The 25036-nt window shown below is 63.6% G+C and carries 23 protein-coding genes; 13 read left to right on the top strand and 10 right to left on the bottom strand.

What is annotated here, in order from left to right; translation table 11 throughout:
• Positions 1-17: 17 nt before the first annotated feature.
• The 3 genes from SB756_RS12715 to SB756_RS12705 all read right to left on the bottom strand — a co-directional run bounded on the left by SB756_RS12715 (position 18) and on the right by SB756_RS12705 (position 2384).
• Entirely contained in the window at positions 18-323 is a 306-nt protein-coding gene (locus tag SB756_RS12715; protein WP_410910913.1) for an amidase, read from the bottom strand.
• A complete protein-coding gene (locus tag SB756_RS12710; RefSeq protein WP_410910912.1) occupies positions 320-1402 on the bottom strand; it encodes a serine hydrolase domain-containing protein in 1083 nt (360 codons plus the stop codon). The genes SB756_RS12715 and SB756_RS12710 overlap by 4 nt, the downstream gene beginning before the upstream one ends.
• A 94-nt stretch (positions 1403-1496) precedes the next feature.
• On the bottom strand, positions 1497-2384 hold the full coding sequence (locus tag SB756_RS12705) for an acyl-CoA dehydrogenase (protein WP_341796689.1): 888 nt from the start codon (positions 2382-2384) through the stop codon (positions 1497-1499).
• Between the two features lie 157 nt (positions 2385-2541).
• Between SB756_RS12705 and olsB the strand changes: the two genes are divergently transcribed.
• Both olsB and SB756_RS12695 read left to right on the top strand, forming a co-directional pair.
• On the top strand, positions 2542-3297 hold the full coding sequence (gene olsB / locus SB756_RS12700) for an L-ornithine N(alpha)-acyltransferase (RefSeq protein WP_410910911.1): 756 nt from the start codon (positions 2542-2544) through the stop codon (positions 3295-3297).
• A complete protein-coding gene (locus SB756_RS12695) occupies positions 3297-4085 on the top strand; it encodes a lysophospholipid acyltransferase family protein (protein WP_341798923.1) in 789 nt (262 codons plus the stop codon). The genes olsB and SB756_RS12695 overlap by 1 nt, the downstream gene beginning before the upstream one ends.
• A 259-nt stretch (positions 4086-4344) precedes the next feature.
• Here the strand turns inward: SB756_RS12695 and SB756_RS12690 are convergent, their stop codons facing one another.
• Positions 4345-4932, bottom strand: a complete 588-nt coding sequence (locus tag SB756_RS12690; protein WP_410910910.1) for an ACP phosphodiesterase — start codon at positions 4930-4932, stop codon at positions 4345-4347.
• A 150-nt stretch (positions 4933-5082) separates the two neighbouring features.
• Between SB756_RS12690 and SB756_RS12685 the strand changes: the two genes are divergently transcribed.
• Together SB756_RS12685 and SB756_RS12680 are read left to right on the top strand one after the other, a co-directional pair.
• On the top strand, positions 5083-5385 hold the full coding sequence (locus tag SB756_RS12685; protein ID WP_016498090.1) for an ArsR/SmtB family transcription factor: 303 nt from the start codon (positions 5083-5085) through the stop codon (positions 5383-5385).
• Between the two features lie 17 nt (positions 5386-5402).
• Entirely contained in the window at positions 5403-6452 is a 1050-nt protein-coding gene (locus SB756_RS12680) for an alkene reductase (RefSeq protein ID WP_016498089.1), read from the top strand.
• A gap of 115 nt (positions 6453-6567) precedes the next feature.
• Here the strand turns inward: SB756_RS12680 and SB756_RS12675 are convergent, their stop codons facing one another.
• The 3 genes from SB756_RS12675 to SB756_RS12665 all read right to left on the bottom strand — a co-directional run bounded on the left by SB756_RS12675 (position 6568) and on the right by SB756_RS12665 (position 9460).
• Entirely contained in the window at positions 6568-7437 is an 870-nt protein-coding gene (locus SB756_RS12675) for an ATPase (RefSeq protein ID WP_341796692.1), read from the bottom strand.
• Between the two features lie 87 nt (positions 7438-7524).
• Complete coding sequence (locus SB756_RS12670; protein ID WP_341796693.1) at positions 7525-8520, bottom strand: NAD-dependent epimerase/dehydratase family protein; 996 nt, start codon at positions 8518-8520, stop codon at positions 7525-7527.
• Positions 8521-8569: 49 nt separating this feature from the next.
• Entirely contained in the window at positions 8570-9460 is an 891-nt protein-coding gene (locus SB756_RS12665) for a LysR family transcriptional regulator ArgP (RefSeq protein WP_410910909.1), read from the bottom strand.
• Positions 9461-9559: 99 nt separating this feature from the next.
• Here SB756_RS12665 and SB756_RS12660 point away from each other — a divergent pair, with 99 nt between their 5' ends.
• The 9 genes from SB756_RS12660 (at position 9560) to SB756_RS12620 (ending at position 23168) form a co-directional block, all read left to right on the top strand.
• Complete coding sequence (locus tag SB756_RS12660) at positions 9560-10159, top strand: LysE/ArgO family amino acid transporter (RefSeq protein WP_049273246.1); 600 nt, start codon at positions 9560-9562, stop codon at positions 10157-10159.
• Between the two features lie 238 nt (positions 10160-10397).
• Positions 10398-10994, top strand: coding sequence for a superoxide dismutase (locus SB756_RS12655; RefSeq protein WP_341796694.1), 597 nt, complete (start codon positions 10398-10400; stop codon positions 10992-10994).
• Positions 10995-11242: 248 nt separating this feature from the next.
• The gene (locus SB756_RS12650; protein ID WP_016498084.1) at positions 11243-13297 is read left to right on the top strand and encodes a putative bifunctional diguanylate cyclase/phosphodiesterase; all 2055 of its coding nucleotides are present in this window, start codon (positions 11243-11245) and stop codon (positions 13295-13297) included.
• A gap of 158 nt (positions 13298-13455) precedes the next feature.
• Positions 13456-14793 carry an imelysin family protein gene (locus tag SB756_RS12645; protein WP_341796695.1) on the top strand — a complete coding sequence of 446 codons (1338 nt, stop codon included), beginning with the start codon at positions 13456-13458 and terminating at the stop codon, positions 14791-14793.
• A 277-nt stretch (positions 14794-15070) separates the two neighbouring features.
• Positions 15071-16498 carry a di-heme oxidoredictase family protein gene (locus SB756_RS12640; protein WP_016498082.1) on the top strand — a complete coding sequence of 476 codons (1428 nt, stop codon included), beginning with the start codon at positions 15071-15073 and terminating at the stop codon, positions 16496-16498.
• Positions 16499-16518: 20 nt separating this feature from the next.
• Positions 16519-17583, top strand: a complete 1065-nt coding sequence (locus tag SB756_RS12635; protein WP_341796696.1) for an imelysin family protein — start codon at positions 16519-16521, stop codon at positions 17581-17583.
• Positions 17584-17585: 2 nt separating this feature from the next.
• Positions 17586-18683 (top strand): DUF1513 domain-containing protein, encoded by a 1098-nt coding sequence (locus tag SB756_RS12630; RefSeq protein ID WP_341796697.1) that lies wholly within the window; start codon positions 17586-17588, stop codon positions 18681-18683.
• Between the two features lie 279 nt (positions 18684-18962).
• Positions 18963-20111 (top strand): efflux RND transporter periplasmic adaptor subunit, encoded by a 1149-nt coding sequence (locus tag SB756_RS12625; RefSeq protein WP_341796698.1) that lies wholly within the window; start codon positions 18963-18965, stop codon positions 20109-20111.
• Between the two features lie 12 nt (positions 20112-20123).
• Positions 20124-23168: a multidrug efflux RND transporter permease subunit gene (locus SB756_RS12620; protein ID WP_341796699.1), complete on the top strand. Its 3045-nt coding sequence runs from the start codon at positions 20124-20126 to the stop codon at positions 23166-23168.
• A gap of 168 nt (positions 23169-23336) precedes the next feature.
• Here SB756_RS12620 and SB756_RS12615 read toward each other — a convergent pair whose 3' ends face one another.
• Genes SB756_RS12615 through SB756_RS12605 form a run of 3 tightly spaced genes read right to left on the bottom strand, consistent with a single transcriptional unit; the run spans position 23337 to position 24955 of the window.
• Positions 23337-23570 carry a hypothetical protein gene (locus SB756_RS12615; protein WP_341796700.1) on the bottom strand — a complete coding sequence of 78 codons (234 nt, stop codon included), beginning with the start codon at positions 23568-23570 and terminating at the stop codon, positions 23337-23339.
• The gene (locus SB756_RS12610; protein WP_341796701.1) at positions 23570-24268 is read right to left on the bottom strand and encodes a lipopolysaccharide kinase InaA family protein; all 699 of its coding nucleotides are present in this window, start codon (positions 24266-24268) and stop codon (positions 23570-23572) included. Before SB756_RS12610 ends, SB756_RS12615 begins: the two co-directional genes overlap by 1 nt.
• Before the next feature lie 6 nt (positions 24269-24274).
• Positions 24275-24955 carry a class I SAM-dependent methyltransferase gene (locus tag SB756_RS12605; protein WP_341796702.1) on the bottom strand — a complete coding sequence of 227 codons (681 nt, stop codon included), beginning with the start codon at positions 24953-24955 and terminating at the stop codon, positions 24275-24277.
• Between the last annotated feature and the right edge of the window lie 81 nt (positions 24956-25036).

Here is a 25036-nt window from a genome sequence, read left to right as displayed (position 1 = left end):
ACCTTACCCGCCCGCCTTCATGGCAGCAAGCGGCAACCCTCGCGCAGGCCCTGCCAGGCAGCCTGGTTGCGCCGCCCAAGCCCCTCGGCAGTGACTAGCCGCTGCTGGCTGTTTTCCTCCAGCAGGCTCAGCGGCAGCCACTGCTTTACATAACCTTGGCAGTAGGCCTGCTCGAAGCCCATGACGAAGCGGCACGAGCAGTATTCCTTGGCCGAGTAGGCCGAGAGGAGGCCGGGGAAATCCGCCAAGGCCTGACGCTCCTGCCAGGCCCAGAACAACAGGCCCAGCAGCATCACCAGTAGCAGCAACAAGGCCCGCTTCATGTGCCCTCCCGGGCCATCGCCGCCAGTACCCGCTTAAGCAGTTCGTCATGCTGGTAACTGCCGTCGCGGTCATCGGCATAGCGCACGACCACCAGCTTTTGCGCGGGCAGCACGTACAGCGCCTGGCCCCAGTGGCCAAGGGCGGCGTAGGTGTCTTCGGGCGCACTTGGCCAAGGCCGCGCGGCGCCGGCCAGCGGCTGGTTGAGCCACCAGTGGCCGCCAGGGTTGGCCTCACCCGGCACAGGCTCGGCATGGTCAAACGCTGTGCGGTTGAAGGCCACCCAGTCCTTGGGCAGCAGTTGCCGGCCTTGCCAACGGCCGTCGCGCTGCATCAGCAAGCCGATACGCGCCAGGTCACGGGCGCTGAGGTACAGATAGGAAGAGCCCACGTAGGTGCCCGCCCGGTCACGCTCCCACACTGCGCTGTCGATACCCAGCGGGGTGAAAAGCGCGTGCCAAGGGTAATCGGGATATTGCCCGGCATCCAGCATGCCGCGCAGCGCGGCGGCCAGCAGGTTGCTGTCGCCACTGGAGTAGAGGAATCGCTGACCGGGGCTGGCCGACGCGCCCCGCGCCGCCGTATAGGCCGCCATGTCCTCGCGGCCACGGGTATACAGCATGGCCACCACCGAGGACTTGAGCGGGGCGTATTCGTAGTCTTCCTGCCAGTCCAGGCCACTGGCCCAGTGCAGCAGATCGGCCATGCGTATGCCCGGATGACCGCGCATGGCGGGGTAGAAACGGGTGACCGGATCTTCCAGCTCGAAGCGCCCTTCGCCTTGGGCCACGCCCATCAGCGTGGCGAGTACGCTCTTGCTTACCGACCAGGTCAGGTACGCGGTGGCGGCAGTAGTGGGGGCGGTGTAGCGCTCGTGGAGGATACGGCCGTCGCGGATGATCAGCAGCGCGTCGGTGCGGATGCCGCTGCGGTCGGGGGCAGTGCGAGGGGGGAAGGCGTAGGCGTCGACGGCTTGCCAGTCGAACGTGGCAGGGTCGTTCCGCCAGGCAGGGTCAGGCCAGTCCTCGGCTTCGGCGGTTGCCAGGGCCAGGCAAAGAACCAATAGCAGACCTTTCAGCATTGCGTTTCAGGCTCGCAGTTTTGGGGCTGCTGCGCAGCCCATCGCCGGCAAGGCGGCCCCCGGTATCATCGGTTCACAAAAACCTATCAGGCCTTCATGACAATCCCGCAGCAGCCCAAGCCTTGTTCAGCCGCTTCTCTCTCGCCGCCGCGGCCAGCGTCATCACCCCTTGGTCACGCTGCCAGATTTGTGCCCAATGCACCGGCCCTGCCGCCAAGGCCGCATCGATCGCCCCCCGCAATGCCTGGAACTGCGCAAACAACCCGCCCAGCAACAAATGGCAACTCACGCTATCGGCACACTGCCGACTGCCCTCGGCGCACCCTGCCAGCAGCCCAAGCAGCTGCAGCCGTAAATCCTGGGGCCAGGCGCTTTCCTGCCCCACGCCATACAGCCAGGCCGTAAGCGACGTGAGCACATACAAGTCCTCCAGCGAGCGGAACGGCTTCACATAGGCATCCCAGCCGTCACCGGCCAGCAACTCGCACGTTGCCTGCTCCAGCAGCAAGCGCCCGTGGCCCACCTCCGGCATCAGCGGCAGGGTCGGCAATGGCTCCAGCGTCACGCCAGGCTCCCCGGGGTAGACCACCGCCAGGTTCAATTGTGGCGCCGCGCCTGCGGTTTCGCTGCGCGCCGCCACCAGCAGCCACTCCGCCTCCAGCCCGGCTGTGACGAAGTCCTTGCTGCCGCTCAGCCGCAAACCGTCCAGGCGCGTATGCATGTCCGCCGGCCTTACGCTGCGCCGCTCAGTGGCGCACAGGGCGCCGAGGCTGGGCGGTGCACTGGGCCACAGCACGCGCAAAGCGGCCTGGTAACCCACCAGAAAAGCCAGGCCCGGCGTGGCCATCGCGCGCCCGCCCAGTGCCGCCAGTTCGAAGGGGGCAACCGGGCCGAGGCGCTCGAGCAGCGCGGCATAGGTTTCGCCCAAAGTGCCCGCCGGCGCGTGGCGAAGCGGGTCGTTCAATCGTTGCAACCAGGCCATGGGACGGCTCCTTGCTGGGGCTTTCTGGTCAAGGTTCGGGAGTGTCACGCAAGCATCACCAAAGATTCACAGGGGTGACACCGCGCCTACCTAGGCTGACTTTGCACAACAAAGCCGACCGGCCGCAACCCTCATGGCTGGCTTATGGAGACTCGTAATGACTCGGATCGCTCATTCTGGCGACAACAGCACTGAACGCCGTCTGCAAGCCGAACGCCTGGTTGGCGCCGCGGCGCTGCAAGAGGCCCAGGCCCTGCGTTTCAAAGTGTTCAGCGCAGAATTCAAGGCCAAGTTCAAGGGTGCCGAGCAGGGCCTGGACATGGACGACTACGACGTGCACTGCCGCCATATTGGTGTGCGTGACCTGAGCACCGGCGAGCTGGTGGCCACCACCCGTCTGCTCGACCACCAGGCCGCCAGCAGCCTGGGCCGCTTCTACAGCGAGGAAGAATTCCGCCTGCACGGCCTGTTGCAGCTGCAGGGCCCGATCCTGGAGCTGGGCCGAACCTGCGTAGCCCCCGACTACCGCAACGGCGGCACCATCGCCGTGCTGTGGGGTGAACTGGCCGAGGTGCTCAACGAGGGCCGCTACAGCTACCTGATGGGCTGCGCCAGCATCCCCATGCAGGATGGCGGCATACAGGCCCATGCCGTGATGCAGCGCCTGCGTGACCGCTACCTGTGCAACGAGCACCTGCGTGCCGAACCGAAGAAGCCGCTGCCAAGCCTGGCCCTGCCGGGTAACGTCATCGCCGAAATGCCACCGCTGCTCAAGGCCTACATGCGCCTGGGCGCGAAGATTTGCGGCGAACCGTGCTGGGACGAGGACTTCCAGGTGGCCGACGTGTTCATCCTGCTCAAGCGCGACGACCTGTGCCCGCGCTACGCCCGCCACTTCAAGGCAGCGGTGTGATGCCGAAGCTGCGGGTAGTAGCCCGCCTGAGCAGACTGCTGCTGGTACTGTTGCTGGGCATGTTGATGGCCAGCCTTATCGCCCTCGGTGAACGCCTGGGCTTCAAGGCCCCCATCGAACGCCGCCAGCGCTGGACCTGCCTGTTCATGAAACGCCTGGTCGCCGCCCTGCCCTTCGATGTGCGGGTGGTGGGTGAGTTGCCGCAACGGCCGATGCTGTGGGTCAGCAACCATGTCTCGTGGACCGATATCCCCCTGCTCGGCATGCTGCTGCCGCTGTCATTCCTGTCCAAGGCCGAGGTGCGTCATTGGCCGGTGGCGGGTTGGCTGGCGGAAAAAGCCGGCACGCTGTTCATTCGCCGTGGCGGGGGTGACAGCCAGCGCCTGCGCGAACAGATCGCCGGGCAACTGGGGCTGGCCCGGCCGCTGCTGATCTTCCCCGAAGGCACCACTACCAGCGGTCGCACCTTGCGCACCTTCCATGGCCGCCTGCTGGCAGGTGCCATCGATCGCGGCGTGGCGGTGCAGCCGGTGGCTATCCAGTATTTGCGTGATGGCCAGATCGACCCGATTGCGCCGTTCATTGGCGATGATGACCTGGTGTCGCACCTGATGCGCCTGTTTGCCCAGCCGCGGGGCGAGGTGTGCATTCACCTGCTGCAACCTGTCGGCAGCGTGGGCAAGGAACGGGCGGTGCTGGCGTTGCAGGCGCAGCAGGCAATTCACCTGGCGTTGTTCGGGGTTGAGGAAGTTGAAGCAGTGCCAAGGCGGCAGGCGCGGGCTGCCTGAGCCTGGCGTGGGCAAGCTGGCGCCTGCGAGATCGAGCGCCGCCCGCGCGGCGCTTCGCAGCACAAGGCTGCTCCTACATCTGTTTCGGGCCAATTACGCCTGTACCAATGCGCGCGACCGCCTTGTTTGTCCGACACGATATCGAGGTGAACACCAAGGGACCGCGCGCCTATGCCCCAGGAATAACTGGCCCGAAACATATGTGGGAGCAGCCTTGTGCTGCGAAGCGCCGCGCGGGCGGCGCTCGATCTCACAGGCGCTACAGGTCCTCAGCCCTACGCTGCGCCGCTGCAAAGGCCTGCAGCTGCGGATAGAACTCGCGAAAATCCGCCAGCAGCGGCTCATACAGCCGCTCAAGCTCCCCCATCACCCCCGCCATGCCCTCAGGCCGCGACAAGCGCCGGGCAATGCCGTTGAACACCTGCTCCAGGGTGGCAAAATCGCCATACGCCCCTAGCCAGTCATCCGCTGCCATGAACGGTGCAATCCGCGCCAGCCGCCCCGGCAGCTCTGGCTCCGCCAGCAGCACCCGATAAAACGCGCCAGTAAACTGCTCAAGGGGCTGCTCGGCGTAGTTGCCCCAATCCCGCGCCAGGCAATGGTCGAAGAATACATCCAGGACGATGCCGGCAAAGCGCCGCCGCTCACGCGGAAAGCGCGCCAGTGCGGCCAGCACCAACGGGTGCTGATCGGTGTAGCTGTCGATATGCCGGTGCAGCCGAATAGCCGCCTCCAGCGCAGGTGGAAAGCGCCCTTCCAGCGAGCCTTTGACGAAGTCGCCATACAGGCTGCCAAGCAGTTGTTGCGGCGCCGGGCCGCCCAGGTGCAGATGTGCGAGGTAGTTCATGGGCGCAGTCTAGCACCGCTCACCAGCATATCGTTATAACGCGATATAGCGATTCGTACTCAGCTCAGAACCTCTTCGTATTTGTGTATCGGGATCGGGCGATTTACATTTCGCCCTATCGCGATATACCGCTACAACGAGCCTCAACCCATGCCTCTCGATCTCGACGAAATCATAAAAGCGCTGGCCCATCCGGTCAGGCGAGAAATCCTCAGCTGGCTGAAAGACCCGGCAACGCAGTTCCCCGACCAGTACCACAGCACCGAAAACGGTGTGTGTGCCGGGCAGATCGACCAACGCTGCGGCTTGTCGCAGTCGACCGTCTCCGCCCACCTGGCCACCTTGCAGCGCGCCGGGCTGATCAGCAGCCAGAAGATTGGCCAATGGCACTTCTTCAAACGCAACGAAGCCACCATCGAGGCGTTCCTCGAACAACTGCGCCAAGCACTTTGACAAGGCAGGTAACCGCTATGACCACGCTTTTCGATCCGATCACCCTGGGCGACCTGCAACTGCCCAACCGCATCATCATGGCCCCGCTCACCCGCTGCCGGGCCGACGAAGGCCGCGTGCCCAATGCGCTGATGGCCGAATACTATGTGCAGCGCGCCAGCGCCGGGCTGATCCTCAGCGAGGCGACTTCGGTCAGTGCCATGGGCGTCGGCTACCCGGATACCCCCGGCATCTGGAACGATGAGCAGGTGCGTGGCTGGAACAACGTCACCAAGGCCGTGCATGCCGCCGGCGGGCGCATCTTCCTGCAACTGTGGCACGTTGGCCGTATTTCCCACCCCAGCTACCTGAACGGCGAGCTGCCGGTTGCCCCTAGCGCGATCCAGCCCAAGGGCCATGTAAGCCTGGTGCGCCCGCTAAGTGACTATCCCACCCCGCGCGCGCTGGAAACCGAGGAAATCAACGACATCGTCGAGGCCTACCGCAGCGGTGCCGAGAACGCCAAGGCTGCCGGTTTCGATGGTGTAGAGATTCACGGCGCCAACGGTTACCTGCTCGACCAGTTCCTGCAAAGCAGCACCAACCAGCGCACCGACCGCTATGGCGGGTCGCTGGAAAACCGTGCACGCCTACTGTTGGAGGTGACCGATGCGGCCATCGAAGTGTGGGGCGCGAACCGCGTAGGCGTGCACTTGGCGCCGCGTGCCGATGCTCACGACATGGGTGATGCCGACCGCGCCGAAACGTTCAGCTATGTGGCTCGCGAGCTGGGCAAGCGGGGCATTGCCTTTATCTGCTCGCGGGAGCGGGAAGCGGATGACAGCATCGGCCCATTGATCAAAGAAGCGTTCGGCGGCTTGTACATCGTCAACGAGCGGTTTGACAAAGCCAGCGCCAATGCGGCCCTGGCCAGTGGCAAGGCCGATGCGGTGGCGTTTGGCGTGCCGTTCATCGCCAACCCCGACCTGCCGGCGCGGCTGGCGGCGGATGCGCCGTTGAACGAGGCGCGGCCTGAGACTTTCTATGGCAAGGGGCCGGTGGGGTATATCGATTATCCGCGGTTGTAATCACGATTGCCGGGGCCGCTTTGCGGCCCTATCGCGACGCTCCTACAGGGGAACGCGATCTCCGGTAGGAGCGGCCTTGTGTCGCGATAGGAGGGCAACGCCCTCCCCTGCCATGTCAGGGCCTGGCACTGATCTGCTGCTGCAAGTTCTGGATCTGGCTCTGCAAGGTATTCAGGTTGCGGGTCATCTGCGCCCGGAAGGCATCGAACTCCTGCACCGACGCACCACCGGACGCTGCCGCAGCCGGGCGGTTGTCGATCTGGCTCTTCAACACAAGGATATCCTGTTCCAGGCCCTGGATTGCCGCGCTCGGGTTGCCCTGCTTCTTCAGTGCCGCCACTTCGCTGCCCAGGCTCTTGAGCTGCCCGTCCAGCTTGCCGCCATCCACCTGCGCGGCCTTCAGCGCGGCAACCTGCTCGTTCAGGCCTTTGAACTGGGCATCCAGCTTGCCGCCATCAACCTGACCCGAACGCAACGCGGCCAGCTCGCCGTTCACCAGCTTCAGCTGCGCCTGCAGCTGGCTTTGCAGCTCGGTCACAGCCTTCTGCTGTTCACGGGTATCAGCCAACACTTGCTCCAGGCGTTTACCCAAGTCACCGGTCTGACCGGCCACACCCTTCTGCAACTGGCGCAACTGCAGCTTCAGCGCCTCGCTACTGCTAGTAACGCCGGATTCGCTGGCCTCCACCTTGCCACTGATCGCCTGCAAACGCCCGGCGGCTTCTTCACTGATGCGGGCAAAGCTCTCCTGGGTCGCCACCAGCTGCTGCTCCATCAGCGAGATCTGCTGGAAGCTCCACCAGCCCAGGCCCGCCAACGCGATGAACGAAGCGCCGAGCAGCGCCCACAACGGCGCCGTGCTGGCCCCGCGGGCGGCTTTCTGGCGGCTGCGCACCACGTGCGCCGGCATCAGTTCGTCATCATCAACGGTGCCCGCCCGCAAGGTAGGCACGTCATCGTAGTCATCGTGAGCATGGTTACGCATGGATACATTCAACCGCGGTAGTCGCAAAGAGGCACGAGTATAAACCGCAAGCGCGGCGTGTTGATGACCATTGTCACGCCAGCGGCTTTACTGCCCAGGCGGCAAATGCTTCCACCAACCGCAGAATTCATCCAGCGCCGTCCACAGGCTGACCTTGGGCTGGTAGTCCAGGTACTGCCGCGCACGGCTGATATCCAGGGTGAAATCACGGCTCATCACCTGCATCCCCAGGCGCGACAGGGTGGGTTGCGGGCGCCCTGGCCACAGCATGCAGGCGGCCTCGTTCACCGCGGCCAGGCTGTAGGCCAGGCCATAGGAACGGTAGCGCGTAACCTGCGGCAGCTGCATCTGGCGCATCACGTAGTTGACCACGTCCCACAGCGGCAACGGCTGGCCGTTGCTGATGTTGTAGGCCTGGCCCAGCGCACGGTCATCGGCGAACAAGGCGCTGAGCAGTGCCTCGTTGAGGTTGTGCACGCTGGTGAAGTCGACTTTGTTCAGGCCGTTGCCGATGATTGCCACGCGGCCTTTGCGCTGCATCTGCATCAGCCGCGGGAAGATACTGGCATCGCCGGCACCTGTGACGAAGCGCGGGCGCAGCGCCAGCACTTCAAGGCCGAACTCCTGGGCCCCGAACACTTTTTGCTCCGCCAGGTGCTTGGTTTGCCCATAGTGGTCGTGAAAACGACGCGGCACCTGGTCTTCACGGATGTCCAGGCGCGAGCGGCCATTGAAGTAGATCGACGGCGACGACAGGTGCACCAGGCGCCGCACATGTTCCTTCAGGCAGCCCTCGACCACGTTTTCGGTGACGACCACATTGCCTTGGTAGAAGTCCTGGTAGCGCCCCCAGTTGCCCACCGCGCCGGCACAGTGCACTACAGCCTCCATGCCCTGGCACAGGCGGCGGGCCAGCTCGGGATCACCCAGGTCGCCAGGGATGAACTGGGCGCCGCGCCTGACCAGGTGCTCGACCCCTTCGGCGCGGCGGCCGCTGACCCGCACGTCCAGGCCCTGCTCCAGGGCGAAGCGCGCAAAGCGCCCGCCAATGAAGCCACTCGCGCCGGTGACCAGAATTCGCATGTAAGACTCCGTCTTGCCAAATTTCAGATGCAACTGACGCCAGCCGTGGCTACAAGGGCACCAGCCATTGCTGCGCGGTGTGCCGCAGGTGGTCGGTCAGTTGCGCGAGCAATTGCCCGCCATTGCGCCAATGATGCCAGTACAGCGGCACGTCGATGGGGGTATCGCTGCAGATTTCCACCAACTCCCCGCTGGCCAGCTGCTCCCGAGCCTGCAGTTCGGGCACCAGCCCCCAGCCCAGCCCGGCCTCGGTCATGCGCAGGAAGCCTTCGGACGACGGGCACAGGTGGTGCAGGAAACCGTCCTCGATGCCCAGTGATGCCAGGTAACGATGCTGCAGGAAATCATCCGGGCCGTACACGATAGCGGGGGTTCGGGCCAAGCGGCTGGCGACAAAACCCTGGGGGAAATGCCGCGCCATGAAGCCGGGGCTGGCCAACGCCCGGTAGCGCATGGCCCCCAGCAGCAGGCTGCGCGCCCCGGCAACCGGGCGTTCACTGCCACACAGGCAGGCCGCCACCTCGCCGGCACGCATGCGTTTCAGGCCCACTTCCTGGTCTTCTACCACCAGGTCGGTCAGCACGTTCTGCTGCGCACAGAAGTTGCCCACCGCACCGGCCCACCAGGTGGCCAGGCTATCGGCGTTCAGGGCGATGCGCAGGCGCTCCGGCATGCCCTCTTCGTCCAGCGCCGGCACCTGGCGCTGCAAGTCACGTTCAAGCAGGCGCACCTGCTGCACATGGTTGAGCAACTGGCGGCCGACTTCGGTCGGGCTGGGCGGCATGGCACGCACCAGCACCGGTTGCCCGACCCGCGCTTCAAGCAGCTTGATGCGCTGGGAGATGGCCGACTGCGACAGGCCCAGTACTTGCGCGGCACGCTCGAAACCACCCTGTTCGATCACCGCCGCCAAGGCGGCGAGCAACTTGTAGTCGAACATCGATTTCCCTAATGCCTGATCAGCTTTATTTGTTTTTCTTATACAGCGCCAACCACCACAATGGCCAGCATCTTTAGTTTCCTTTATGGAGGGCACGCCATGTGGCAAAGCTATCTCAACGGCATGCTGGTGGCCTTCGGCCTGATCATGGCCATCGGCACCCAGAATGCCTTCGTCCTCGCCCAGAGCCTGCGCCGCGAGCATCACCTGCCGGTAGCGGCGCTGTGCATTGTCTGTGACGCTCTGCTGGTGGCTGCCGGGGTATTCGGCCTGGCCACGGTGCTGGCGCAAAACCCGACCTTGCTGGCCGTTGCGCGCTGGGGCGGCGCGTTGTTCCTCATCTGGTACGGCGCCAAAGCCCTGCGCAGTGCCTTTTCCAAACAAAGCCTGCAGCACCAGGAAGGCCAAGGCATGCGCTCGCGCCGTGCCGTACTGCTCAGTGCGCTGGCGGTAACGCTGCTGAACCCGCACGTCTACCTTGATACGGTGTTGCTGATCGGCTCGCTGGGCGCCCAGCAGACCGAGCCTGGCGCCTATGTGGCCGGGGCGGCCAGTGCCTCGCTGCTGTGGTTCTCGACCTTGGCGATCGGTGCGGCCTGGCTGGCACCGTGGCTGGCCCGCCCGGCGACCTGGCGCATGCTCGACCTGATGGTGGCGGTGATGATGTTCGCGGTGGCGGCGCAGTTGATCTTCAACTGAGCTCTGGCCTGCATGGCCCGGCACACATCGGTTGGCCTGGAAACGACCACCACTGGTCGGTACCCGCCAACCGCTGCGGAACCTCTATTCCCTATGTTTGTTGCGTGGTTATGCGCCGGGGCTGGTGCTATGATCGCCCCCTTGCGTCGCAAAGAGTACAAACTCGCCGACGCTCAGAGGGCCGCCCGTGATCGGCCCTGCGCAAACCGCGAACTAGACCTGAATCAGGAGATCCACCATGGCTTTTGAATTGCCGCCGCTGCCGTACGCCCACGATGCCCTGCAGCCGCACATCTCCAAGGAAACCCTGGAGTATCACCACGACAAGCACCACAACACCTATGTCGTGAACCTGAACAACCTGGTCCCAGGCACCGAATTCGAAGGCAAGACCCTGGAAGAGATCGTCAAGACCTCTTCGGGTGGCATCTTCAACAACGCCGCTCAGGTCTGGAACCACACCTTCTACTGGAACTGCCTGTCGCCAAACGGCGGCGGCCAGCCTACCGGTGCCCTGGCTGAAGCCATCAACGCCGCTTTCGGTTCCTTCGACAAGTTCAAGGAAGAGTTCACCAAGACTTCGGTTGGCACCTTCGGTTCCGGCTGGGGCTGGCTGGTGAAGAAAGCTGACGGTTCCCTGGCCCTGGCCAGCACCATCGGCGCCGGTTGCCCGCTGACCAGCGGCGACACCCCACTGCTGACCTGCGACGTCTGGGAACACGCCTACTACATCGACTACCGCAACCTGCGTCCGAAGTACGTCGAGGCGTTCTGGAACCTGGTCAACTGGGCCTTCGTTGCCGAGCAGTTCGAAGGCAAGACCTTCAAGGCCTGAGTCCTTCAGCCCTGAACGTAAAGACCCGGCCATGTGCCGGGTTTTTTTATGCCTGTGCCCGCGCAGAGGCCGGCACGGTTTTGCTTGCTCAGCCCGTATACCGCGCTAACATCAAACCTCTGGAAGATTGACACAGCGCACTCAAGTTGCGGGGTCAGGCAACCGATACACTGCTCATGATCGGCCGGTAGTGTATCGTCATCGTTGATGGCAAAATGATGCCATGCGCATGGATTAAGGAAACCCCATTGAAGCTGGAATTGCGGAACAGCTTGTCGGTCAAGTTGCTCAGGGTCGTGCTGCTGTCGGCGTTGGCGGTTGGCGTCGTGCTCAGCTGTGCGCAAATTGTCTACGACACTTACAAGACCCGCCAGGCCGTGAACAACGATGCCCAGCGCATCCTCGACATGTTCCGCGACCCCTCCACCCAGGCGGTGTACAGCCTCGACCGCGAAATGGGCATGCAGGTGATGGAAGGCCTGTTCCAGGACGAGTCGGTGCGCATGGCGTCCATCGGCCACCCCAACGAAACCATGCTGGCAGAAAAGTCCCGCCCGCTGCAGGACATGTCCATGCGCTGGCTGACCGACCCGATCCTCGGCCAGGAACGCACCTACACCACGCAACTGGTCGGCCGCGGCCCCTACAGCGAATACTACGGCGACCTGAGCATTACCCTGGACACCTCATCCTACGGCGAAGACTTCCTGATCAACGCGGTGATCATCTTCATTTCCGGCGTACTGCGGGCCTTGGCCATGGGCCTGGTGCTGTACCTGGTCTACCACTGGCTCCTGACCAAGCCGCTGTCCAAGATCATCGAGCACCTCACCCAGATCAACCCCGACCGCCCCAGCCAGCACCAGATACCGCTACTCAAGGGCCACGAAAAGAACGAACTGGGCCTCTGGGTCAATACCGCCAACCAGCTGCTGGCATCGATCGAGCGCAATACCCACTTGCGCCATGAAGCCGAAAACAGCCTGCAGCGCATGGCCCAGTACGATTTTCTCACCGGCCTGCCCAACCGCCAGCAACTGCAGCAGCAACTGGACAAGATTCTCGTCGACGGCGGCCGCCTGCAACACCGTGTGGCGGTGCTGTGCGTGGGCCTGGACGACTTCAAGGGCATCAACGAGCAGTTCAGCTACCAGGTCGGTGACCAGCTGCTGCTGGCCCTGGCCGACCGCCTGCGGGCCCACAGCGGCCGCCTGGGCGCTTTGGCGCGGCTGGGCGGTGACCAGTTTGCCCTGGTGCAGGCCAATATCGAGCAGCCCTACGAGGCGGCCGAACTGGCGCAAAGCATCCTCGACGACCTGGAAGTGCCCTTCGACCTCGACCACCACCAGCAGATCCGCCTGCGCGCCACCATCGGCATCACCCTGTTCCCCGAAGACGGCGACAGCACCGAGAAGCTGCTGCAGAAAGCCGAACAGACCATGACCCTGGCCAAGGCCCGTTCGCGCAACCGCTACCAGTTCTACATCGCCAGCGTCGACAGCGAGATGCGCCGCCGGCGCGAGCTGGAAAAGGACCTGCGCGAAGCCCTGCCGCGCAACCAGCTGTACCTGGTGTACCAGCCACAGATCAGCTACCGCGACCACCGCGTGGTCGGCGTCGAGGCGCTGCTGCGCTGGCAGCATCCGGAGCTGGGCATGGTCCCGCCGGACCAGTTCATTCCGCTGGCCGAACAGAACGGCAGCATCATCAGCATCGGCGAATGGGTACTGGACCAGGCCTGCCGGCAACTGCGCGAATGGCACGACCAAGGCTTCAGCGAGCTGCGCATGGCGGTCAACCTGTCCACCGTGCAGCTCCACCACAGTGAACTGCCGCGGGTGGTCAACAACCTTCTCCAGGCCTACCGCCTGCCGCCACGCAGCCTGGAGCTGGAAGTGACCGAGACCGGCCTGATGGAAGACATCAGCACGGCCGCCCAGCACCTGCTGAGCCTGCGCCGCTCCGGGGCGCTGATTGCCATCGACGACTTCGGCACAGGCTATTCGTCGCTCAGCTACCTGAAATCACTGCCGCTGGACAAGATCAAGATCGACAAGAGCTTCGTCCAGGACCTGCTCGACGACGATGACGACGCCACCATCGTTCGGGCCATCATCCAGCTGGGCAAGAGCCTGGGCATGCAGGTGATTGCCGAAGGGGTGGAAACCGCCGAACAGGAAACCTACATCGTTGCCCAGGGATGCCACGAGGGCCAGGGCTATCACTACAGCAAGCCGCTGTCGGCCCGTGAGCTGACCAGTTTCCTCAAGCAGGCGCAGCGGAATCAGGTTTCGATGCTCTGAGCCGGCCTGCCGGGTTACAGGCTGTGACCGGCAATTACATGAATTGCACGCCCGCCCCTTTACAGCAAATGCAAATCTTTCGCATGATGTTGCGGTTTCGCGTGCCACGGCGCACGGTCCACCCCTTGGTCCAACCACACGATGCAGGAAAACCAATAATGATTCGAATGCCTCTGGCCTCCGCCAGTCTGCTGGCCATTGCCATCGCTCTCGCCGGTTGCGGTGAAAAGGACGACAAAGCCGCCGCGCCGCAAGCCCAGGCACCTGCTGCTGCCGCCAGCACCACCGCTGCTGCGCCAGGGGCTGTCGACGAAGCCGCCGGCAAAGCCGTGGTCAAGCACTACGCCGAAATGGTCTACGCCGTGTACAGCGACTCGCTGAGCACCGCCAAGGCCCTGCAGACTGCAGTCGACGCGTTCCTGGCCAAGCCCAACGACGAAACCTTGAAGGCCGCCAAGGAAGCCTGGTTCGCCTCGCGCGTACCGTACCTGCAGACCGAGGCCTTCCGCTTCGGCAACACCATCATCGACGACTGGGAAGGCCAGGTGAACGCCTGGCCGCTGGACGAAGGCCTGATCGACTACGTCGACAAGAGCTACGAGCACGCCTTGGGCAACCCGGCCGCCGGCGCCAACATCATCGCCAATACCGAGATCCAGGTGGGCGAAGAGAAGGTCGACGTCAAGGACATCACCCCCGAGAAGCTGGCCAGCCTGAACGAACTGGGCGGTTCTGAAGCCAACGTCGCCACCGGCTACCACGCCATCGAGTTCCTGCTCTGGGGCCAGGACCTGAACGGCACCGGCCCAGGCGCTGGTAATCGCCCTGCGTCGGACTACCTGGAAGGCCAGGGCGCCACTGGCGGCCACAACGATCGCCGCCGTGCCTACCTGAAAGCGGTCACCGACCTGCTGGTCAAGGACCTCGAAGAGATGGTCGGCAACTGGGCGCCGAACGTTGCCGACAACTACCGTGCCAAGCTGGAAGCAGAGCCTGTCAACGACGGCCTGCGCAAGATGCTGTTCGGCATGGGCAGCCTGTCGCTGGGCGAACTGGCTGGCGAGCGCATGAAAGTTTCGCTGGAAGCCAACTCGCCGGAAGACGAGCAGGACTGCTTCAGCGACAACACCCACTACTCGCACTTCTATGACGCCAAAGGCATCCGCAACGTCTACCTGGGCGAGTACACCCGCCCGGACGGCACCAAGGTGGCCGGCCCGAGCCTGTCGTCGCTGGTCGCCAAGGCTGACCCGGCCGCCGACGCCACCCTCAAGGCCGACCTGGAAGCCACCGAAGCCAAGATCCAGGTGATCGTCGACCACGCCCTCAAAGGCGAGCACTACGACCAGCTGATCGCCGCCGACAACGCAGCCGGCAACCAGATCGTGCGTGACGCCATCGCCGCCCTGGTCAAGCAGACCGGTGCGATCGAGCAGGCTGCAGGCAAGCTGGGTATTGCCAACCTGAACCCGGACACCGCAGATCACGAATTCTGATCTTGCTGTAGCGGTTCTCAGAAAAGGCGGCCTTCGGGTCGCCTTTTTGGCATCTGGCCCTATCGCAGGCAAGCCAGCGCCCACAGGTACTCAACAGGTTTTGAGGCTGGTGGTTTACCTTTGGGAGCTGGCTTGCCGGCGATAGGGCCCGACCAGGCCATCAAAAACACTGGCCAACTGACACCGATTTCATCCAGCAATTGCAAATTGCTCTTATTCAAACACCCCCACTTTGCTAAGCTTGCACGCCGGTTTTCGCTCACGCCCAGGATCCTTGATGTCCTCGTCGCTGTCCCGACTTTCCCCCCTGCTGCTAACCCTTGCCCTCGCCGCCTGTGACGACGCCCCGCGTTTCACCCAGGCCGAGCCCGGCGAAGCGTTGTCGGGTGGCAAGGCGACCGTGCAGCGCAGCGACCGCAACGCCTATTCATTGCCCTCGGCCAACCTCTCGCCCGAGCGGCGCCTGGACTTCGCCGTGGGCAACAGCTTCTTCCGCAACCCCTGGGTGATCGCCCCGTCCACCACCACCGCACGTGATGGCCTGGGCCCGCTGTTCAACACCAACGCCTGCCAGAACTGCCATGTGCGCGATGGCCGTGGCCACCCGCCAGAGCCGGATGACAGCAACGCGGTGGGCATGCTGGTACGCCTGTCGATCCCCGACCAGCCCTACCTGGCCAAAGTCATCGAGCGCCTCGGCGTGGTGCCGGAGCCGGTGTACGGCACCCAGTTGCAGGACATGGCCATCCCTGGCGTGGCGCCAGAAGGCAAGGTGCGGGTGAGTTACACCCAGGAAACCGTGTCGTTCAAGGACGGCCACCAGGTCGAGCTGCGCAAGCCAACCCTGCAGATTACCCAGCTCGGCTATGGCGTGATGCACCCCGACACCCGTTTTTCGGCGCGGGTAGCCCCCCCGATGATCGGCTTGGGCCTGCTCGAAGCCATCCCCGAAGCCGACCTGCTGGCCAACGAAGACCCGGACGACCACAACCGCGACGGCATTCGCGGGCGGGCCAACCGGGTGTGGGACGACGCCCAGGGCAAGACCGTGGTCGGTCGCTTCGGCTGGAAGGCCGGGCAGCCCAACGTCAACCAGCAGAACGTGCACGCCTTTGTCGGCGACATGGGCCTGACCAGTACCCTGCAACCCAAGGACGATTGCACCCCTGCCCAGGCCGACTGCCTGGCCGCGCCCAACGGTGACGGTGCCGATGGCGAAAAGGAAGTCAGCGACAACATCCTGCGCCTGGTCACCTTCTACACCCGCAACCTGGCCGTACCGGCCCGCCGCGATGTGAACGCGCCGCAGGTGCTGGCGGGCAAGAACCTGTTCTACCAGGCCGGCTGCCAGGGCTGCCACACTCCGCAGTTCACCACCGCCGCCGATGCCGCCGAGCCAGAGCTGGCCAACCAGGTCATCCGCCCTTACACCGACCTGCTGCTGCATGACATGGGCCCGGGCCTGGCTGACGAACGCACCGAATTTGCCGCCAACGGCCAGGACTGGCGGACCCCGCCCCTGTGGGGCGTGGGCCTGAACGAAACGGTCAGCGGCCACAGCCAGTTCCTGCACGACGGCCGCGCCCGCAACCTGCTTGAAGCCGTGCTCTGGCATGGTGGCGAAGCCGACGCGGCACGCAACTTCGTACTCACTTTCAATGCCGAGCAGCGCGCCGCGTTGCTGGCGTTCCTGAACTCACTTTAAAACGCGCAAAGGAGCCGGGCATGTTCCGACCCAAACTGTTGTTCACCAGCCTCGCCGCACTCGCCCTCGGTGCCTGCTCGCCGCAGGATCCGCAAGCAGTGACCTCTGCCGCCATCGCCAAACAGGTCATTCTGCCCACCTACAGCCGCTGGGTCGAAGCCGATCGCGCGCTGGCCGCCAGCGCCCTGGCCTACTGCGAAGGCAAGGAAAACCTGGACAAGGCCCGCGCCGACTTCCTCAACGCGCAAAAGGCCTGGGCCGAGTTGCAGCCGCTGCTGGTCGGCCCGCTGGCCGAAGGCAACCGCGCCTGGCAGGTACAGTTCTGGCCCGACAAGAAGAACCTGGTCGGCCGCCAGGTCGAACAGCTGGTCAATGGCGACAAGCCGGTCGATGCCACGACCCTGGGCAAGTCCAGCGTGGTGGTTCGTGGCCTGTCGGCCTACGAGTACATCCTGTTCGACAGCAAGCCGGACATCGCCACGGCCGAGCAGAAAGCCCGCTACTGCCCGCTGCTGGTGGCCATCGGTGAACACCAGAAGGTCCTGGCCGAGGAGATCCTCAAGGGCTGGAACAGCACCGACGGCATGCTTTCGCAGATGACCAAGTTCCCGAACCAGCGCTACGCCGATTCCCACGAGGCAATCGCCGACCTGCTGCGCTCCCAGGTCACCGCCCTGGATACCCTGAAGAAGAAGCTGGGTGCGCCGATGGGTCGCCAGAGCAAGGGCATCGCGCAGCCGCTGCAAGCCGAAGCCTGGCGCAGCCACAACTCGCTGAAAAGCCTGGAGGCCACCCTCAAGGCCGCCGAAACCGTTTGGGTCGGGGTCGACAACCAGGGCCTGCGTGGCCTGCTGCCCAGCGATCAGAAAGCGCTGGCGGACAAGATCGACGCCGCCTACGCTACCTCGCTCAAACTGCTGGCCGACAATCAGAAAACCCTCGGTGAGCTGTTGGCCGACGACGCTGGCCAGCAAACCCTCAACCAGATCTACGACAGCCTCAACGTCGTCCACCGCCTGCACGAAGGCGAGCTGGCCAAGGCGTTGAACATCCAGCTGGGCTTCAATGCCAACGACGGTGACTGATCATGCTGCGACGCCAGGCACTCAAAATCGGTAGCGTATTGCTCAGCGCCCTCACCTTGGGCGGCTGGAGCCTGTTCCGCAACAAAGGCAGCGAACCCTTGCTGCTCTCGGCGCGTGACGATGGCGACGGCAAGCACTATGCCGTCGGTTTCCGCCTGGACGGCACCCAGGTGTTCAGTACCCAGGTCGCACAGCGTTGCCATGCCATCATCCACCACCCCGAGCAGCCGATCGCCCTGTTCGTCGCCCGTCGCCCAGGTACCGAAAGCTACCTGGTCGACTTGCGCGACGGGCGCCTGCTGCAAACGGTAGCCTCGCAGCCGAACCGGCACTTCTACGGCCACGCCGTGGTGCACAAAGGCGGCGAATGGCTGTATGCCACCGAGAACGACACCACCGACCCGGGCCGGGGCGTGCTCGGCGTGTACCGCTTCGAAGGTGAACGCCTTGTACACACCGGCGAGATCCCGACCCACGGCATCGGCCCGCACGAGGTGGCCTGGCTGCCCGATGGCGAAACGCTGATCGTGGCCAACGGCGGTATTCGCACCGAAGCCGAAAGCCGGGTGGAGATGAACCTTGACGCCATGCAGCCGAGCCTGGTGCTGATGCAACGCGACGGCACCCTGCTGAGCAAGGAAACCCTGGCCCAGCAGATGAACAGCGTGCGCCACCTGGCGGTGGGCAGCGATGGCACCATCGCCGCCTGCCAGCAGTTCATGGGCGATGCCGATGAAACTGCCGAGCTGCTGGCGATCAAGCGCCCGGGAGAGCCGTTCAAGGCCTTCCCGGTGCCAGAGCGGCAGTTGCAGGCCATGGCCCAGTACACCGCAAGCGTTGCCATCCACAGCGAACTGCGGCTGGTGGCACTGACCGCGCCCCGGGCCAACCGCCTGTTTGTCTGGGACCTGGACAGCGGCGCAGTTCGCCTGGATGCACCCATGCCTGATTGCGCAGGGGTTGGCGCGGTGAAAGACGGCTTTATCGTCACCTCCGGGCAGGGCCGTTGCCGGTTCTACGATTGCCGCAAGGCCGAACTGGTCGGGCAACCGATGAACCTGCCATCCGGCTTCTGGGACAACCATCTGCATCTCGTCTGATTCCCACAGGCACACTCGGTCGTTGTAGGAGCGGCCTTGTGCCGCGAATGGGCCGCAAAGCGGCCCCAGGATTTCTGCATCTGCGTGTTGCTTTCCGGGGCCGCTATGCGGCCCATTCGCGGCGCAAGGCCGCTCCTACAAGGGGCTGTGCAGGCCGCGCCATCGCAATCCATTTCCCGGCCAGCCAAAAACAGTCAATACTTCCCCCATCCACACGTGGGCAGGATCGCCCGTTGTCGTGTCCAGGCTAATAACAACCGTATCCAAGGAACCGGACCTATGCTGCGCCGCCGCATGCTGATCATGTTGGCCGTGGTTCTGCTGATCGTGCTGGCCCTGGGGGGCTACAAGGCTTTCTCGATCTATCAGCAGATCCAGATGTTCACTGCCCCCAAGCCGCCCATCACCGTAGCGGCAGCCTTGGCCGAACAGCGCCAGTGGCAAGAGCGCCTGCCCGCCGTCGGCAGCCTCAAGGCACTGCAAGGTGTGGAGCTGAGCCTGGAGGTGGAAGGTATCGTCAAATCCTTGCACTTCGACTCGGGCCAGCAGGTCAAGGCCGGGCAACTGCTGCTGCAACTCAACGACGAGCAGGAAACTGCCCTGCTCGGCACCGCCCAGGCCGACCTGGGCCTGGCCAAAGTCGATTTTGGCCGTGGCAGCCAACTGGTCGGCGACTCGGCCATCTCCCGTGGCGAGTTCGACCGCCTTAGCTCCCAGTACCGCCGAAACCAGGCGGTGGTCGAGCAGCTCAAGGCGCAGAAGATCAAGAAGAGCATCAATGCCCCGTTCAGCGGCACTATCGGTATCCGCCAGGTGGACATCGGCCAGTACCTGGCCGCCGGCACGATGATCGCCACCCTGCAGGACACGTCCAGCCTGTACGTAGACTTCAATGTGCCGGAGCAGGCCCTGCCGAAGTTGAGCCTGGGCCAGCAGGTGCTGTTGCAGGTGGCCGCCTACCCGGGCCAGACCTTCCCCGCCAGCCTCAGTGCCATCAACCCCAAGGTCGAGGAAACCACGCGCAACCTGCTGGTGCGTGCCACCTTGGCCAACCCCGACGGCAAGCTGCTGCCCGGCATGTTCGCCAACCTGCTGATCCTGCTGCCCAACCCGCAACCGCAAGTGGTAGTGCCGGAAAGCGCCATTACCTACACCCTGTACGGCAACTCGGTGTACGTCGCCGCGCCGAAGAAGGACAAGGACGGCAAGCCAGAAAACGACGACAAGGGCCAACCCCAGCTGGTCGCCGAACAACGCACGGTCCAAACCGGCGAGCGCCGCGACGGCGTGGTGGTGGTCAGCAAGGGCCTGCAAGCCGGCGAACAGGTGGTCACCGCCGGGCAACTGAAGCTCACCCCCGGCGCCGCGATCCGCATCGGCCAGGACAAAGCCCTCAAGCCCGAACAGGGCGCGGCGGGCAAGGACTGACAGGAGGCTGGCATGGCGTTTACCGATCCGTTCATCCGTCGCCCGGTACTGGCCAGCGTGGTCAGCCTGTTGATCCTGCTGCTGGGCTTCCAGGCCTGGAACAAGCTGCAGATCCGCCAGTACCCACAAATGGAAAACGCCCTGATCACGGTAACCACCGCTTACCCCGGGGCAAACGCCGAGACCATCCAGGGCTACATCACCCAGCCACTGCAGCAAAGCCTGGCAAGTGCCGAAGGCATCGACTACATGACCTCGGTGAGCCGGCAGAACTTCTCGATCATTTCCATCTACGCGCGCATCGGTGCCGACAGCGACCGGTTGTTCACCGAGTTGCTGGCCAAGGCCAACGAAGTGCGCAACAAACTCCCTCAGGACTCCGAAGACCCAGTGCTGAGCAAGGAGGCCGCCGATGCCTCGGCGCTGATGTACGTGAGTTTCTACAGCAAGGAAATGAGCAACCCGCAGATCACCGACTACCTGTCACGGGTCATCCAGCCCAAGCTGGCCACATTGCCAGGCATGGCCGAGGCGGAGATTCTCGGCAACCAGGTGTTTGCCATGCGAATCTGGATCGACCCGGTGAAGCTGGCCGGCTTCGGCCTGTCGGCCACCGACGTGACCAATGCCGTACGCCGCTACAACTTCCTCTCTGCTGCCGGTGAGGTGAAAGGCGAATACGTGGTTACCAGTATCAACGCCAGTACCGAGCTGAAGTCGGCCGAAGCGTTCGCCGCCCTGCCGGTCAAGACCAGCGGCGACAGCCGCGTGCTGCTGGGCGATGTGGCGCGGGTAGAGATGGGCGCAGAAAACTACGACACGGTCAGCTCGTTCGACGGCACGCCATCGGTGTATATCGGCATCAAGGCCACCCCGGCCTCCAACCCGCTGGAAGTGATCAAGGAAGTGCGGCGTATCATGCCTGAGCTGGAAAGCCAGTTGCCCTCGGCGCTGAAGGTGTCGATCGCTTACGACGCCACGCTGTTCATCCAGGCCTCAATCGACGAAGTGATCAAGACCCTCGGTGAAGCGGTATTGATCGTGATCGTGGTGGTGTTCCTGTTCCTCGGTGCCCTTCGCTCGGTGCTGATCCCGGTGGTGACCATTCCCCTGTCGATGATCGGCGTGCTGTTCTTCATGCAGATGATGGGCTACTCGCTGAACCTGCTGACACTGCTGGCGATGGTGCTGGCCATCGGCCTGGTGGTGGACGATGCCATTGTCGTGGTGGAGAACATCCACCGGCACATGGAAGAAGGCAAGTCGCCGTTCGACGCGGCACTGGAGGGCGCCCGCGAGATCGCCATGCCGGTGGTGTCGATGACCATCACCCTGGCCGCCGTGTATGCACCCATCGGCTTCCTCACCGGGCTCACAGGGGCCTTGTTCAAGGAGTTCGCCCTGACCTTGGCCGGGGCGGTGGTCATCTCCGGCATCGTGGCCCTCACCCTGTCGCCGATGATGTGCGCCCTGCTGCTGCGCCAGGAGCAGAACCCCAGCGGCCTCGCCCATCGCCTGGACAAGATCTTCGAGCACCTGAAGGTGCGCTACCAGCGCCTGTTGCACGCCACCCTGGATAGCCGCCCGGTGGTGCTGGTGTTTGCGGTGATCATCCTGTGCCTGATCCCGGTGCTGCTCAAGTTCACCCAGAACGAACTGGCGCCCAACGAAGACCAGGGCGTGATCTTCATGATGAGCAGCTCGCCGCAGCCGGCCAACCTCGATTACCTCAACGCCTATACCGACGAGTTCACCACGCTGTTCAAGGCCTTCCCCGAATACTACTCATCCTTCCAGATCAACGGCTTCAATGGCGTGCAGACGGGTATCGGCGGCTTCCTGCTCAAACCCTGGAACGAGCGCGAGCGCACACAGATGGAGCTGTTGCCACTGGTGCAGGCCAAACTGGAGGAAATCGGCGGCCTGCAGATCTTCGGCTTCAACCTGCCCTCCCTGCCCGGTACCGGTGAGGGCCTGCCGTTCCAGTTCGTGATCAATACCGCAGGTGACTACCCGGCACTGCTGGAAGTGGCCCAGCGCATCAAGACCCGCGCCCAGGAGTCGGGCAAGTTCGCCTTCCTCGACATCGACCTGGCCTTCGACAAGCCCGAAGTGGTGGTCGACATCGACCGGGCAAAAGCAGCGCAGATGGGGGTGTCGATGGACGCCTTGGGCGGCACGCTGGCAACCTTGCTGGGCGAGGCGGAAATCAACCGGTTCACGCTGGAAGGACGCAGCTACAAGGTGATAGCCCAGGTCGAGCGGCTGTACCGTGACAACCCCGGCTGGCTGAACAACTACTACGTGAAGAACGACCAGGGCCAACTGCTGCCGCTGTCGACCCTGATCACCCTCACCGACCGCGCCCGCCCGCGCCAGCTCAACCAGTTTCAGCAGTTGAACTCGGCGATCATCCAGGGCGTGCCCATGGTCAGCCTGGGCGAAGCGCTGAAGACGGTGCAGGACATCGCCCGCGAAGAGGCCCCGGAAGGCTTTGCCTTCGACTACGCCGGCGTGGCCCGCCAGTACGTTCAGGAAGGCAGCGCGCTGTGGGTTACCTTCGGCCTGGCACTGGCGATCATCTTCCTGGTGCTGGCAGCACAGTTTGAAAGTTTCCGCGACCCACTGGTGATCCTGGTGACGGTGCCATTGTCGATCTGCGGGGCGCTGCTGCCGCTGTTCCTGGGTATATCGAGCATGAATATCTACACCCAGGTCGGGCTGGTGACCTTGATCGGGCTGATCAGCAAACACGGCATCCTCATCGTCGAGTTCGCCAACCAGCTGCGTGAGGAACGCGGCCTGAGCGTGCGCGAGGCGATCGAGGAAGCGGCGGCGATTCGCCTGCGGCCAGTGCTGATGACAACGGCGGCAATGGTGTTCGGCATGGTGCCGCTGATTCTGGCGACCGGCGCCGGGGCGGTCAGCCGTTTTGACATCGGGACGGTGATCGCCACCGGGATGTCGATTGGCACGCTGTTTACCTTGTTTGTGCTGCCTTGTATCTACACCCTGTTGGCACACAGGGCGGTGGCTAAAGAACCTGCTGTAGCCTGATCCGGCCCCTTCGCGGGTAAACCCGCTCCCACAGGTACTGCACAGGTTCCGTACCTGAGCTTTACCTGTGCGAGCGGGTTTACCCGCGAAGAGGCCGGTGAGGCAGACACAAAAATGCCAGAGGCCCCGCGATTGCGGGGCCTCTGGCGTTTCTAGCTCACACCGGGTTCAGCCAAATGGCCGCAACCCTTGACGCAGACCGAACAGGAACAACAAAAGGTCCTGATCCGGCGCGACCTTTGCCTGCTGCTGCGGTTTCGCTTCCCGCGGCAACGCGCACTGGTCGGCCATCTCAGCCTTGCTGAACACGGTCGGCCTCGGCTCTTCCCAGGCAGCCACCGCCACGGTGGTCACGGCCAGGCCAGCTACCAGGAACAAAGCTCGAGCTATTTCTAGTTTCATTACCCTAACCCTTTGACAGCGCTGCCAAACGCCATCTTGTAAAAGTAGAGCAGCGTCTGCCATTCCGCGTCATTGAGCGACGAATGGCGGCGCAGCTGGCGCAGGTCGTTACCTGCCGCACGCTGACAACTGATACGCCGCCGGCACTTTTCCAGGTCCAGCAGCGCCACTTCGACGCGCGCTTGCTCGCCTTCGCCAACCACCTTGATGAATACGTGCTTGCCATACAGGCAGCCGTGCTGCCAGTGCCCCAGGTGCATGCGCGCAAGGTTGTCCGCCAGGTCCTTGAGCATGCGCTCATGCACCACCTGCGGGTAACGCTCACGGGCACCTTCGGCATGCCAGTTGTCGAGTTCGATAAACCCGTCCAATGCTTCGCTCACCAGCAGCGCACGCCATTGGTGGTCGGCATCGCGTTCGGCACCACAGAAGACGATGCGCGGTACACGCACGCCCAGTTGCTCGAAGCTGTTCAGCGCATCGAGTTCACGCAATACGGTCGGCCGGCCAAAAGGGTGCAGCAGGCTGCGGTAGATATGCCCGACCTGACGCTTGGCATACAGCAGCTTGCCATTGGCATCGTTGAGACGTTGCACACCACTCTCACCACCGCGGCGCTGGTTAGGTTCCTCCACCCACTCGCCTTGCTGGCGCCAGTAAAAATCAAACCGCGACTCCCCTTTCTGGGCTACAGCCATCAAACACTACCCCTTACGCAATACGTAAACCCGCCACATGGCATAGAACGGCAGGAAGTCGAGGCGTTCCTGGATTCTGAAGCCTGCGGCCCTGAATTCTTCTTCGACCGTTTCGGCCGGTAACACAAAACGGTTCTGGTAATTGTCCTGGTCAGCCTTGGCACTGCGACGCTCTTCGAGTTTTTTTCGGCGCCAGGCCTTGAAGTTGCCATCCACCCACAGGGACAGAATCACACTATCACGGCTAACCCGCTGAAATTCCGAAAGAATGGTCTTTCTGTGGGCGGATTCGCCAATGTGGTGGAACAGTCGCATACAGAAAATGCTGTCCACCGAGTTGTCCGGCAGGTCAATGGCAAACGCAGAAGTCTGCAAAGGGCGTACCCGTGCCACCACTTCTGGCGGTTGGGCGGCGCACGCTGTCTCGATCATCGCCTCGGAGTTGTCGGCGCCGATGATTACCCGATTGGTTTTTTCCGCTAGCAGCGCCCAGAAACGGCCAGCACCGCACGGCAGGTCCAGTACCAGGCCAGGTTCGCCAGCCAATGCCAGGGCGCGACGCGCCAGTTGCTCATCTCGCTTGTGGGAAAGGCGTCGCGCCAGGCCGTCCTGGTGCTTGAGAAAGTACTCACGCGCATGGTCTTTGTCGTACTTCTCGGAAAATTCAAGCTTGATGGGGCTACGCATTGGGCATCTCCTGACTCCAGTGCTGCTCACCTTAGGTAAGCAAGCGTCGGAATCAGGTCATGCCAATGTGAAAAAAATGTT

It is taken from the genome of Pseudomonas sp. SIMBA_068, assembly GCF_046534705.1.
In the GTDB taxonomy this organism is placed as follows: Bacteria; Pseudomonadota; Gammaproteobacteria; order Pseudomonadales; family Pseudomonadaceae; genus Aquipseudomonas; species Aquipseudomonas putida.
This window is presented reverse-complemented; position numbering and strand designations above follow the sequence as displayed.